This window comes from Fibrobacter sp. UWB10, from assembly GCF_900182935.1.
Classification (GTDB): Bacteria; Fibrobacterota; Fibrobacteria; order Fibrobacterales; family Fibrobacteraceae; genus Fibrobacter; species Fibrobacter succinogenes_O.
Map to the genome: position 1 here is coordinate 435994 of NZ_FXUE01000001.1, position 13063 is coordinate 449056.

Annotated in this window: 10 protein-coding genes; 4 read left to right on the forward strand and 6 right to left on the reverse strand. The window is 52.6% G+C overall.

Features of this window, described 5'->3' with window-relative positions; genetic code table 11:
- Positions 1 to 12 precede the first annotated feature (12 nt).
- Positions 13 to 1329, forward strand: a complete 1317-nt coding sequence (locus QOL41_RS01805; RefSeq protein ID WP_283428404.1) for a S41 family peptidase — start codon at positions 13 to 15, stop codon at positions 1327 to 1329.
- Positions 1330 to 1352: 23 nt separating this feature from the next.
- Entirely contained in the window at positions 1353 to 2756 is a 1404-nt protein-coding gene (locus QOL41_RS01810) for a S41 family peptidase (RefSeq protein WP_283428405.1), read from the forward strand.
- Positions 2757 to 2762: 6 nt separating this feature from the next.
- Here the strand turns inward: QOL41_RS01810 and QOL41_RS01815 are convergent, their stop codons facing one another.
- Together QOL41_RS01815 and bamJ are read right to left on the reverse strand one after the other, a co-directional pair.
- Positions 2763 to 4076 (reverse strand): M23 family metallopeptidase, encoded by a 1314-nt coding sequence (locus tag QOL41_RS01815; protein ID WP_283428406.1) that lies wholly within the window; start codon positions 4074 to 4076, stop codon positions 2763 to 2765.
- A 363-nt stretch (positions 4077 to 4439) separates the two neighbouring features.
- Positions 4440 to 5411, reverse strand: coding sequence for a BamJ family beta-barrel-assembly machinery protein (gene bamJ, locus QOL41_RS01820; RefSeq protein WP_283428407.1), 972 nt, complete (start codon positions 5409 to 5411; stop codon positions 4440 to 4442).
- A 128-nt stretch (positions 5412 to 5539) separates the two neighbouring features.
- Between bamJ and glmS the strand changes: the two genes are divergently transcribed.
- Together glmS and QOL41_RS01830 are read left to right on the forward strand one after the other, a co-directional pair.
- Entirely contained in the window at positions 5540 to 7366 is a 1827-nt protein-coding gene (glmS, locus tag QOL41_RS01825; protein WP_283428408.1) for a glutamine--fructose-6-phosphate transaminase (isomerizing), read from the forward strand.
- 25 nt (positions 7367 to 7391) lie between these two features.
- Positions 7392 to 8834, forward strand: a complete 1443-nt coding sequence (locus QOL41_RS01830; protein WP_283428409.1) for a segregation and condensation protein A — start codon at positions 7392 to 7394, stop codon at positions 8832 to 8834.
- On the opposite strand, the gene QOL41_RS01835 is transcribed toward QOL41_RS01830, so the two are convergent.
- The 4 genes from QOL41_RS01835 to QOL41_RS01850 all read right to left on the reverse strand — a co-directional run bounded on the left by QOL41_RS01835 (position 8831) and on the right by QOL41_RS01850 (position 13049).
- Complete coding sequence (locus QOL41_RS01835) at positions 8831 to 9523, reverse strand: zinc metallopeptidase (protein ID WP_283428410.1); 693 nt, start codon at positions 9521 to 9523, stop codon at positions 8831 to 8833. The two genes, QOL41_RS01830 and QOL41_RS01835, sit on opposite strands and share 4 nt — an antisense overlap.
- A 68-nt stretch (positions 9524 to 9591) precedes the next feature.
- Entirely contained in the window at positions 9592 to 10782 is a 1191-nt protein-coding gene (locus QOL41_RS01840; RefSeq protein WP_088656424.1) for an ABC transporter permease, read from the reverse strand.
- The gene (locus QOL41_RS01845) at positions 10775 to 12040 is read right to left on the reverse strand and encodes an ABC transporter permease (RefSeq protein ID WP_283428411.1); all 1266 of its coding nucleotides are present in this window, start codon (positions 12038 to 12040) and stop codon (positions 10775 to 10777) included. The genes QOL41_RS01840 and QOL41_RS01845 overlap by 8 nt, the downstream gene beginning before the upstream one ends.
- Positions 12041 to 12050: 10 nt before the next feature.
- Positions 12051 to 13049: an HlyD family secretion protein gene (locus QOL41_RS01850; RefSeq protein ID WP_283428412.1), complete on the reverse strand. Its 999-nt coding sequence runs from the start codon at positions 13047 to 13049 to the stop codon at positions 12051 to 12053.
- Between the last annotated feature and the right edge of the window lie 14 nt (positions 13050 to 13063).

Genomic DNA, 13063 nt, shown 5'->3' on the forward strand with positions numbered 1-13063 from the left:
AGAATACAGAGAATGAATCTACTGAGAAAATTCTCTTTTCCTGTTTTTCGCGTCTTAAAGACAATCCCTCTCGTCTTTCTCGCTGCCTGCAGTGATTTTTTCGAGCCGGTAGACAGTACATCTACCCCCACAGAATACACTTATAATTATTGGCTTTTACAACGGACATACCTGTTCGAAGACGAACTGCCCCTGCTGGATGAACAGGGCGATTCTGTCAGCGAGCTCTATAACAAGCTGTCAGACCCGTTCACTCGTTACGTTCCTCCAGCAAAAAGTGAAGAAACAATCACACACATCAACACAAGCATTGTACCCGGCGATGTCGGCATGGAATACACACTGTTTACGCAGATGGCGCATCCACTCGTCATTTACCGAGTTTATCCCGAAAGCCCCGCCGGACGAGCAGGGATTAAGCGCTACGGAAACATTCTAAATGTCAACGGCGTTGAAATTACGGGTACAAACGCTTTCGACACATACAATTCCATACTCGCTCAAAACAAAGAGGTTTCCATAACAGTCGAATCGCTCGGCGACACCACAATATACAAGCTCACCAAAGAAGATGTTTACGCCCCGACGGTGTTCATTGACACGCTGAGCGGAGTCCAGATTATAACCATCACCAGCTTCAAGTTAAACACCGCAAATCGAACTGAAGGGACATTCGGTGAACTGAAAGCCTACTTGGACTCTACGAAAAACACAACAGAACCAAGGATTATCGACCTGCGCAACAACCCGGGTGGACACGTCAATCATTGTACATCTATGGCAGGACTTTTCGTTCCCGAAGACTCCATCGTTTCTACCCGCTATTGGAGAAGTTTTGGCGCCGACGGCAAACCCGTTTACAACAAATTATCCATTTTGGCGGATTCAAGTGGAAGCGGTCGAAACGGGAAATTCTTGATGCTTGTAAACAGGAACAGCGCAAGCTGTGCCGAAATCTTTGCAGTTGCCCTTCAAGAAGGCGCCAACATTCCTATCGCCGGCGAACGCTCCTATGGCAAGGGAATCGGGCAAAGCACCTGGAAAACGATGGCTGGGGGACTTTCGCTCATTACCAACTTGGAATTCTTGACACCCAAGGGCAATTCCTACAATAAAATCGGAATTTTCCCAGACTATCCTTGTGAATCGGCAACACTCCAATGCGGCTTTGATGCACTCGAAGCAGAGTACGGATCCAAATCGAAAAAGGCCGCTTTAAAAAAGAGTGCTGCCAGTTCATACGCGAGCGACCCCCAAGTGTTGCGACGCTATAAGGACTTTGGCGGAGCTATCATGAATGGTGATAGCCTAGATATTTTGGTATATTAAGAACATATAAAGGAGGATCTTTTATGTTCAAAAAACTGCTTTTAGGCGCTAGTATTTTTTCGCTGTTTCTTTCGGCATGTACAGAACCCGAAGAAAGTTCAAAAATTCCCATGTTTCCAGAAGAGGATGACTTTTCCAACGATATAGAAGCAGAACTCTATTTCAATTACTTCTACCTTGACCTCTACTACATCTACGGTCACGCTCGTAACGAGCTTTCCGACAATTACAAAGTCTACCTGAACAAGGGAACAAGTGCCGACGCCCGCGGAAAGAATTTCTGCACCGAAGAATACTACGACGTATGCTACATGTATAACCAGTTGGCAGACCCCTTTACCCACTACTTTGATCCCGTAGTCGCCCCTCAGGTTCTTGCAAGTATTTTTGAAACCGAAACAATCACAGGTATAGGCGCAGAAGTCGAAGAAATTACCGACATCGGATCTCGCTACATACGCATCTCGGATATCTATCCGGGTTCCCCCGCAGAAAAGGCGGGACTCCAAATAGGCGACGTCATTGTTCAGATAGACGGTCTCAATATTTCATCGGCATCTAACTTCGAAGCTATGTGTACCGGCAATATTGGCGACATCATCAAGATTGTCGTAAACCGCAACGATGAATTGGTCGTTGCCGCCGTCACCGTAGACGAATACAACGAACCTTCTGTCAGACTTACTTACCAAGATTCCATTCCGGTGATTCAGATTCAGCAATTTGTCGTAACCACCATTAGCGACAAGGGCACTTTCGGAGAATTCCTTTCTGCCCTCAAAAAGACCGAAGGCGCCAAGTCTACCATTATCGACCTGCGCGGAAACCCCGGCGGAGAAACAAAGCAGTGTGACAGCATTGCCGCGGCACTGCTTTCCAAGGGAGATACGATTATCATTGACATTGAAGCATTCCCAGATTCTATTCGTGAAGGCGGATATTGGCGTTACGTTCAAAGACTTGATACCGTTTCCCGAATCGTACCGGGAGACGGCGTTGGCAAAGACCGCTACTACGTAGTGATGGCCGATACAGGTTCTGCAAGCTGTTCCGAAAGCATGCTTTCTGCCTTGACCGCAAATAGACACGTTCCTGTCGTAGGCCAATTGACTTACGGAAAGGGCATTGGTCAGATTGTAATCGACTCGACTTATAGATATGGGCTCGCCTTGATAACCGCCTTGCAGAGTTTCGACAAGAACTGGGAAAGCTATCACGATTTGGGTATTGTTCCGGATTTTGAAATCGACGACCCCGATGAACAGCTGGCCAAGGCCGTGGAACTTGCCAAAGAAGGAACCTACATACGTACCGCAGGCTACGGCACCAGAAAATTGAACCACTTCTCTAAGGCCCGCCTCCAGGAACCGTCGAACAAGATTCCGACGGCAAAAGACCTAAAGCTTAGATACGAAATTAGGCACTAATAAAAACTAGAGATTTCGCATACGCACCATCACATCGGTGGTGTCGTTTGCTTTTACGGCAGGGGCGGCGAGAGTCGCCTCTATTTGTTTGCGGATTTCAGCCACTTGGTCCTTCAGGCGAGCAAGCCGCTGCCCTTCAAGCTTGGGGGCGGCAATCATGGTCTTGGAAGCCGGATTAATCCAGGAGCCCTTTTCGTTCTTGAAACCCAAATGCAGGTGCGGGCCAGTGCTTCGGCCTGTGGATCCTACGCGGCCAATGCACTGGCGCGCAGCCACCTTGGAGCCCACCTTTACGCCGCGAACAGACAGGTGCATGTACCAGCTTTCGGAGCGGTCCCTGTGACGAATGGCAATCTTGTTGCCGCTGAAGGGATCAAAGCCCGAAACCGTCACAACACCTTCGGCGACGGCGTAAACCGGCGTGCCCGTGGGGCTACCGTAGTCAATGCCGGCATGCATTTTGCGCTGGCCCGTAATCGGGTGAATGCGGCTACCGAAGGGGCTTGTAACATGCAAGCGGTCAAGCGGGTAACGCAGGCCATCAAAAACCAATGCTTCACCCTTTTCGGTATAGTGGGCGTTAAAGGAACTCTTGGGGTCTGGGTCTTCGTAACGGAATGCTTCATGATGGCCCACAATGCGACCGTCGAATTCGGCGTAGACCACGCGGCCGTCAATCCAGATAGAATCCTGATAGAAAGTTTCTTCGAGCAAAATGCGGAACTTGTCGCCAGCGCGGGCCAACGGGAAAGCCACCTTGCACTGGAGCACGCCACTCACGATACCTACCATGCGACCGGGGATACCAACCTTGAAGAGCGTACCGTTCAAGGTGCTGCCTTCGGTCAGCGCGCCTTCGAATATGGACTGTCTGCGCTTTACCGGCTTTTGAATCAGACTATAAACGTAACCATTTTCGGTGCGGCTAAGCATGTGGATGTTCGCCGGGTTCGGGGCATAACGGAATCGCTGCACACTGCCCGAAGAGTCGATGGCAGCGTAAAAAACCTGGCCCACGCGGAGCTTGGAAAGTTCGGCACTGTCCTGGAGGGCAAGCACAATCTTGCCACGTTCCTTTTCATTAATCTGCATGCGGACAAGTACTTGGAAAAGGCCATCGCCAGCACGGACGGTATCATTATGCACAATCCAGTTGCCGGGTTGCAATTGCGCCTGCTCAATTTCATTCGTGAGGGAATCGATTTGTGCGCGTAGGCGGTCGCCTTCATCTTTCAGACCTTGAATTTTCTCTTCTTCGTTACAGCCAAGTAGCGAAAATGCAAAAAACGCAGACAACGCAATCGACAAAATAAATTTCACGAAAACCTCAGAATGATAATATGCCAAATATAGAATAAGAAATGCGGAATTTGAATTATCCCAGAGGCCACTGTACAGACCGAAACAGGCTTTCTACCCTGTTTAGCCTGTACATTTCGTCAATTACACACAAATTAACAACTCTTTTTGACCCATGGTACAGGCTACAGCTCTGTTTGTTAAGAAATAAGCCTGTACAACCAAATAAATATTGCCCCTGAATAGAGTTTTGTACAGGCCAAAAAGAGATTTACCCCTTATTTAACCTGTACACACATTATTTTTCACCCTGATTTATCTTTATATAGACAAAAAGCCCCGCGCCTTTGGCGCGGGGACTCTTCGCAATATTATGTCAGCCAATTAGTTTGCAGTAGCGGGAGCGGCTGCGGCGGCAGGAGCGGCAGCCGGGGCAGCGGCAGCAGGCTTTGCTTCAGCCTTAGCGGCAGCGGGAGCTTCGGCAGCGGCGGGCTTGGCAGCTTCAGCAGGCTTTGCTTCAGCGGCCGGCTTTGCGGCTTCGGCCTTCTTTTCAGCCTTAGGAGCAGCCGGTTTAGCAGCAGCCTTCTTCACTTCAGCCTTCGGGGCTTCGGCAGCGGGCTGTTCGGCAGAATGGGTGTCGATGAGTTCCATTTCGAACACGAGAGTGCTGTTACCCGGAATCTGCGGGCCACGGCCACGCGGACCGTAAGCGAGGTCGCTCGGGATCCAAGCGGTGACCTTTTCGCCAACCTTCATGAGCTTGAGCATTTCGGTCCAACCCGGAATCACAGCGCCAATCGGGAATTCAAGCGGTTCGCCACGATCGACAGAGCTGTCGAACTTGGTGCCGTCGAGGAGCGTACCGGTGTAGTGAACCTTCACGATGTCGCCATCGGCCGGAGTTGCACCCGTACCTTCGGTAATCACCTTGTACTGGAGGCCAGATTCGGTGGTCACGACGCCTTCGGCAGTCTTGTTCTTGGCGAGGAATGCTTCGCCAGCAGCCTTGTTGGCTTCGGCAGCGAGGCTGTCCTTCTTGTTCTTTTCAGCTTGACGAGCCTGAGAAAGGTCGGTCAAGGTCTGGAAGATGATGGAGTCGTTCATCAAGAAATGAGCGGAATCTTCGTTATAGCGTTCCTTGAAAGCCTGGATAAAGAGATCGAGGTCGAGGTCGATAGAGTCGCGGGTTACCAACTGGAAACGAGCCTGGTTACCGAAATGGGCACCGAGAGCATAGCTGTACTTATCCTTGTCGGTCACCAAAGCAGTCTTGGTCTTGGGACCCTGGCACAGCTGATCACAGCCAGTCAGAGCAAATGCGAGAGCACCCGCAGCAATAATGAGTTTTTTGTTCATTTTATCCTCTTTTATGTTTGACAAACGAAAAATAACAAAATCTTACGCTAAAAGACCATATGTAACCCATTTTTACCAAAAGAAATTGGTATATTGCGTTTCGTTAACAAAAGAAGGATATTTATAGTATGTGCGGAATTGTCGGATACATCGGACAAAACGAAGCTTTGCCTATCTTGGTCGGCGGTCTTAAAAAGTTGGAATACCGCGGCTACGACAGCTCGGGCGTTGCCCTGATTGAAGACGGGAAAATTGAAACCGTTCGCGCCTCCGGCAAGATTGCAGCCCTTGAAGACAAGCTCAAGACAAAGCCTCTCCACGGCCACATAGGCATTGCCCACACCCGTTGGGCCACCCACGGTGCTCCGACCGAACAGAACGCACACCCTCACCAGAGCTTTGACGGCAAGATTTCGATTGTCCACAACGGCATTATCGAAAACTACGCCATTTTAAAAAAGAAGTTGCAGTCCGAAGGCATCGAATTCAAGTCCGAAACCGACACCGAAGTCGTCGCCCACCTGATTGCCCGCTACTACAAGGGCAACCTCAAGGAAGCCGTCCTCAAGGCCATTTCCAAGATCGAAGGAACTTTTGGCCTTGCCGTCATTTGCAAGGACGAACCCGGCACCATGATCGGTGCCCGCCGCGGCTCTCCGCTCATTCTGGGTATCGGCCAGAACGAATTCTACCTGGCATCCGACGTTTCTGCCATCATCATGCACACGCAGAAGGTCGTTTACCTCGACGATAACGATATCGTCGAAATCAAGGAAGACGGCTACAACCTGTTGAATACGAACAGCCAGCCGGTGCAGCACGAAGTACAGGACGTGGAATTCGACGCCGACGCCATTGCGAAGGGCGGCTTTGCCCACTTCATGCTCAAGGAAATTTTTGAACAGCCCGAAGTGCTCCGCAACACCATGCGCGGCCGTCTGCTGTACGCCGAAGGCAACGCCAAGCTTGCAGGTCTCGACACCAACATCAGAGAACTCCGCAACATCAACCGTATCATCATTACCGCCTGCGGCACAAGCTACTATGCCGGTATGGTCGGCGAATACATGATCGAAGACTTGGCCGGCGTCCCGGTCGAAGTGGAATACGCCTCGGAATTCCGTTACCGCAACCCGATTATCAAGCCGGGCACGCTCGTGCTCGCCATTAGCCAGTCCGGTGAGACCGCCGACACGCTTGCCGCCCTTAAAGAAGCCCAGCAGAAGGGTGCCACCGCTCTTGCCATTTGTAACGGCGTGGGTTCTACCATCGCCCGCACCAGCGACGGCGGCGTTTACCTGCACGCAGGTCCCGAAATCGGTGTGGCATCGACCAAGGCGTTCACGAGCCAGGTGACTGTGCTTGCCATGATTGCCCTTTTGCTTGGCCGCCAGCGTCGCCTTTCGTTCGAAAGCGGTGCCGACATCGTGAAGGCCATGCAGGAGCTCCCCGAACTCGTGGATCAGACCCTCAAGCTTTCCGACCAGATTGCAGGTATTGCCAACAAGTACGTGAAGGCGAACAACTTCTTGTACCTGGGTCGTCACTTCAACTACCCGGTGGCCATGGAAGGCGCACTCAAGCTCAAGGAAATCAGCTACATTCACGCCGAAGGCTACCCCGCTGCCGAAATGAAGCATGGGCCCATCGCCTTGATTGACGAAAACATGCCGGTCGTGGTGATTGCCCCGAAGGACGCCCTGTTCGACAAGGTGATCAGCAACGTACGCGAAATCAAGGCCCGTGGCGGCAAGGTGATTGCCATCTCGACCGCAGATTGCCACCCGCTCGACGAAATTGCAGACCACCTGATTACAGTCCCGAAGACTATCCCGATGCTCATGCCGATTGTGACCTGCGTGCCTTTGCAGCTACTCGCCTACCACATCGCCGTGCTCCGCGGAAACGATGTGGACCAGCCGCGCAACCTCGCCAAGAGCGTGACCGTGGAATAAGAAATCCTTCTAAGAATTTATAAGCATGACCGAAGTCGAAGAACAGGAAGAATACGAAGTACGCATCGGGGCGTTCAATGGCCCGATGGACTTGCTCGTGTACCTTGTTCAGAAGAAGGAAGTTCCGCTCGAACAGATTTCGATTGCCGAAATTGCGGACCAGTTCTTAAAGTGGGTGAACGAGTACGAGGGTACCGACTTGTCGAAGGCGGGCGACTTCTTGTACATGGCAAGCCGCTTGATGGCTTTAAAGGTGCAGGAACTTTTGCCGGCCGAGCAGCGCGACCCCGAGATGGAAGCGGAATACAACGAAGACCGCGAACAGCTCATGAAGGAAATGCTGGAATACCAGCGCTTTAAGCAAGTCGCGAGCGGGCTGCAAGAAATGGAAAGCGAGAACTTCGGTACGTATTCCCGCGGGCGCCTGGAAAAGACGCAGACCGACGAAGAGACTTTGGCCGACGCAAACATTTGGCAGCTGTTCCGCGCCTACCAGAAGAGTTTGAAGACCAAGATTTCGGAAACGATTCACCACATCGAACTCGACTACGTGACCATTCAGGACCGTCAGCAGGCGATCAACAATTATCTTGCGGTGAATGGCCGCGCCCTGTTCGAAGACTTGCTCGACAACGATTCACACCCGATTGTGGCAGCGGTGACCTTCATGGCCATGCTCGAAATGATCAAGACGGACGAAATCGTATTCCGCCAGAGCGAACTGTTTGGACCGATTTGGATTTACCGCAAGAAGAACAACGCCGACTACGCCGAAGAAATGGCGCACGAGACCGTGTTCTTCAGCAAGGATCCGGACGTGAAGCCGGGCCTTGTGGAAGCGATTCGCAACCAGGCGATTGCTCGTTCCAAGGAACAGACCGTGGGCGACTTGGCCGCAGTGATGCGCGAAGCCGTGCTGTGGACGGAACGCGGACGGAACGTGAGCGAAGACGATTTGAACGCCATGCTCGAAGGTCGCGAAGACTTGAGCGAAGTGCAAGAAAACCCGTTCGCCGAGATGATGAAGGAAGACGAGGCGACAGAGAATGCCCAGGCTCCGACTGAAGGTGCTCCGGCTAGTACTGAAATAGCTTCGACTGCTGAAACAAGTACGCCGGTAGAAGCTAGCGCGCCCGCAGAAACTGCCGCGCCGACAACTGAAACGGTTGCGGAAGAAACAAGCGCACCCGTCGAAGAAACTCCGGTGGAAGAAAATGAGGAATGGATCGCTTCGTTGTCTACGACTCCTCGCGATGACGTGAGCGAAGAACCTGTCGATGTCTCGGTCGCACCAGTTGATGAAACTACGGCTGAAGAGCCGCAGCCGTCTGACAACATGACGGACGAAGAATTCGAAGCGTTCATGAAAAAAGCCCAGGCGTTCTACGACACCCAGGCTTCTGAAAATTCAGACAATTCTGACGACGATGACGAATTTCCGTCAATCGAAGTCCACTCAAACGATTAATCTCGCCGACCGCCGATAAGTCCGGCTCGGTACGCCCAATAAAGCAACTGCATAATGGAACCGATGGCGGCTGCCACGTAGGTAAGCCCTGCGGCAAACAACACTCCCGAAACCGTATTGTATTCGCGGCCCTGTGCCACGATGTCGAGGCGAGCAAGCACCTTCTTGGCGCGGGAAGAAGCGTCGAATTCCACCGGCACGGTCACAAGCGTAAAGAGCGTCGCGATACCGAACAGAACCACCCCCGCCACGGCGAGCGAGTAGCCGAGTGCACGGCCCGCACTCATCAGGATGATGCCGAGAATCACAAGCCACGGACCGAGATTAGAGCCGAGGTTTGCAGCAGGCACAATAAAGGAACGCAGCCACAGCGGGAAATATCCCTGCGCATGCTGAATGGCGTGGCCCACTTCGTGAGCGGCAACGCCCGCGGCAGACGCATTGCGACCGTTATAGACTTCAGGCGACAAGTTCAGAGTCTTGTTCAGTGGATTGTAATGGTCCGACAAGAACCCGTGATGCTGCAAAACCTTCACGTCGGTAATGCCCGCATCCATGAGGATTGCCTTCGCGACATCGGCACCGGTAAGGCCGCTCGAAATGCCGACCTTCTGGCCAGCGTTAAAACGGGACTTGACCATCCAGGAAACGCTACCCGAAAGGGCAAGTGTGACCAGGAGAATCGTCATATATAAAGGATCAAATATCATATTGTTACCTCTAACCGCAATATACAAAAATGCAGGCGGCAAAGCGCCTACATATCGCCTGTCTTCAGTTTGCTACCGTCACGGAGGTTTGTAAGCACTAGCCCGAGCAACAGGTAGAACACCGCCTGTAAAGCAAGCGGTAGCAACAGCGATGCCGCATCGTAAATGTCGGCGCCACGCTGTTCAATCGCAAGCCATGCCGGAATGGCAAATGTCGAAGGCAACAAGCAAGAGAAGCCCTTCATCCACGCCGGAATCAGTTCGGTAGGCCAGCTAAAGTTCGAAAGGAACAGAATCGGAATGCTCATGTACAGGAACAATTGCATGCTCGTTTCGCGACGCAGGAACACTTGCGAAAGTACCATCCCGAAATTGATGACCGAAAACAGGAACACGATTGCAAAAGCCACCATCGGCAAAATTTCGCCGCGACGCGGAAAATCGAATACGTTGTAGACGACAAAGTGGTAGAACAGGATAAAGCTGCAGTAATGCAAGAAGTACGCAAGCGAGCGGCCAAAGTAGCGGTAAGGCATCAGTTCGTTTTCGACGGAGCTGTCACGCTGCAACTTGCGGAACTTGCGGTGAGCGCGGGCGCCACCCAGAATGCAAATGCCAATCACCAGCGTCTGCTGCAAAATCAGCACCAGTACGCTCGGCACCACGTAATTCGAATAGCTACCCGTGTTGTTGTACATAGTCTGCACACTGATGGGAATCGGGTCGCGCATGGCAATAGCCTTTGCGGCCGGCACCTTTTTGCCTAAAGCAATCCGCTTGACTTTTGTAGTCGCGCCCACCGTGAGCGCACAAGTGGTAAAAGCCGTTCCGATGTTACCGTGGAGCATCACGTAAGCGCCGTGCGTGAACACGTTCACGTTCGTCTTGCCTCCGTTACGGAGCGTTTTCTCCATGTCTTTGGGAATCACCATGAAGCCATATATTTTTTCTTCGGCCATGGCCTGCTCCGCTTCGCGGATATCCGAAAACACGTAGCGCACATCGATTTGCTGGGCTGCCGCCGACATCTGCGTAAGTTCGCGCGACATGACCGTATGGTCAAGATCCACCACAGCCACAGGCACATCTGTAGCCGTCTGTTTCATGTAAGGCGTCGGGTAATAGAAGGCGTAAAGCACGCCCGCCACAACCAGCAACAACACCGCAGCAGGGTCAGTGTAAAAGAGCTTCCATTCCGCAAACGCCACCTTGAAAAGTCGCTTAAAGAGGTCAATCATTTTTGCCTCCTTTATGCAATTTTCTTTTGGCAATTTCAAATGCGACCGCCTTGCGAATGCTTAAGTCCGAATAGACTGCGTCAGCAACATTCTTCAACTTATCCTTAAGGTGCAATTTTTCGCGGGCTTCCCAGTCAGCCTCTTTTTCTTCGGCGACTTTCCAGCGCAACATCAAAAGCTTGGACGCAAGCAAATGCCAGAACAGCGCCATGAACAAAAGCACCACAATAGATTCCCAGGCGTGAGCCTTGCCGACTGAACCCAAGAGCATCGCGGACTGAACCTTAAGAACATGTGTAAGCGGAAGCAGGAATGCAAAGCCGCGCACCACCAACGGCATCGCCATCACCGGAAAAGTCTGGCCCGCAAACGCAAACGCGGGGCCGGCGATAACGCCCGCCACGCTCGAAGACATACGCATGTTACCCGTGATGCCCACAAAGGCGGCCCCCGCGCCAGAACAGGCGAGGATCATCGCCAGCTGCCCGGCAGACACCACCACAAATTCATCGAACGTCATCGGGGTCAGTGCACGCCTAGCATACGCATACACCGCCACCATCGACAGCCACTGAATCACGACCAGCGGCAAAACCGTCGCAGCGCCAAGCACCACACGCGAGCCGCCCGACGCCTTTAAGAATTCGCGGACTCGGTGATCGCGGAACGGGAAACTGAACAGGTACACCGCCGCTAAAATTCCTGCCAGATGGAAAATCGCCGTCACCAGCCCAAGCCCTAAAAAGCCCTGGTAGTTACCGCTGTTGTTGCTGACCGACTTGAGTTCAACGTGAATCGGGTCGTCCATCTGCTTGGTAAACAGGTCAGCACCGATTGCCGAAATCACCGAGCGGATTTCCTTGACCGCAAAGGTATTCGTGAGGTAATTCTGGCCGCTCGAATACACCGGGATCACAGGCGTTTCAAGCCGGAGCGCCCGGCGTTCCATATCGTACGGGAGCACGATAAACGCCTGCAAGTCACCGCGAATCACCGCATGTTCGCATTCGCTGCGGTCATCGCATTCCATGGCAACTTCGAGCACGGGGTCTGCCCGCAAGGCCATTTCAACTTTATCGGCCAGCTGCGAGCGGTCTTGCTTTAAAAGGCCAATCGGCACATGCTGAATGATTTCGGCCGAAAAGAAATTCACCATAAAGACCGATGTCACCACCGGCAAAATCAAGAGCACCAACCACAACACGATATTGTGACTGATGTAGATTTTGCGAATCGCCCTTAAAACATCAAGGAACACGATTACGACCTTACTGAATCTGTTCCACCGGGAAAAGCACGCTCATGCCAGGGCGCAGGTTTTCGATTTTAGCCTTCGGGCGCAGGCGCACTTCAAAGCTCTTGAGATCAAAGCCGCCGCTTTCCTTGGAGCTACGCCAGGTGGCGTAATCGCCTACAGACGCAATGTAGCTGACTTCCATTTCCACGTTCCTGTCGAGTGCCGGAATGAACATGCTGAAGGTCTTGCCCTTGGACACGTTCTTGAGCAAGTCTTCGCGCAAGTGGAATACTGCCCAGGAATCGTCGAGGTCAGTAATAGCGACTACCGGCATGCCAGAGCCCACGACTTCGCCCTCTTCGACCAACTTCACGGAGACTTCGCCTGCGATGGGGGCGCGGATTTTGGTTTCTTCGAGGTAGGCGTCGACCTCGGCGTTGGCGCCCTTCGCTTGCATCACGAGTGCGTTTGCGGCAGCCTTGTCTTCGCTGCGGGCGCCGGCGAGAGCCTGTTCATACTGGGCCTTGGCGGCGTCGGCAGCGGACTGAGAGGCTTTCATCTGGGTTTCGGCTTCGTCGCGTTTCTGGAGCGGAAGCACGCCTTCGTTATAAAGTTTCTGCACGCGGTCGTAAGTATTCTTCGCAAGGTTCGCAGCATCCTGCGCGCGCGAGGCCATCGCCTTGAGGGCCGTGATGTCTTCGGAGCGGGCGCCGTTTTTAGCCTTATTCGCCTGGGCGCGGGCAGCACCTAAAGCGCCCTGCGCCTGCATCTTTTTGGCTTCAATTTCAGGGCTGCTGATGATTGCCACGATAGCATTCTTTTCGACCATGTCGCCTTCGCGGAAGAACAGCTGTTCCACGCGACCGGGAACTTTACCCGCCACCAACACGCGGCGAGCTTCCATCTGCCCCTGCAAATAAGCATCGCGGGGTTCCGTCGCAAATTTCTGCAACGTGATAATTCCAAGAACGATCAAGGCAATCAACGCCAAGACGACCAAAGTTTTTCCAATCACTTTCAAGACGTTCATTCTTTTTCTCCATT

What these genes read in the sequence shown, in the direction of transcription:
- QOL41_RS01805 (WP_283428404.1), top strand. Translation starts at nt 13, where the DNA reads ATGAATCTACTGAGAAAATTCTCTTTTCCTGTTTTTCGCGTCTTAAAG.
- QOL41_RS01810 (WP_283428405.1), top strand. Translation starts at nt 1,353, where the DNA reads ATGTTCAAAAAACTGCTTTTAGGCGCTAGTATTTTTTCGCTGTTTCTT.
- bamJ (WP_283428407.1), bottom strand. Translation starts at nt 5,411, where the DNA reads ATGAACAAAAAACTCATTATTGCTGCGGGTGCTCTCGCATTTGCTCTG.
- glmS (WP_283428408.1), top strand. Translation starts at nt 5,540, where the DNA reads ATGTGCGGAATTGTCGGATACATCGGACAAAACGAAGCTTTGCCTATC.
- QOL41_RS01830 (WP_283428409.1), top strand. Translation starts at nt 7,392, where the DNA reads ATGACCGAAGTCGAAGAACAGGAAGAATACGAAGTACGCATCGGGGCG.
- QOL41_RS01835 (WP_283428410.1), bottom strand. Translation starts at nt 9,523, where the DNA reads ATGACGATTCTCCTGGTCACACTTGCCCTTTCGGGTAGCGTTTCCTGG.
- QOL41_RS01840 (WP_088656424.1), bottom strand. Translation starts at nt 10,782, where the DNA reads ATGATTGACCTCTTTAAGCGACTTTTCAAGGTGGCGTTTGCGGAATGG.
- QOL41_RS01850 (WP_283428412.1), bottom strand. Translation starts at nt 13,049, where the DNA reads ATGAACGTCTTGAAAGTGATTGGAAAAACTTTGGTCGTCTTGGCGTTG.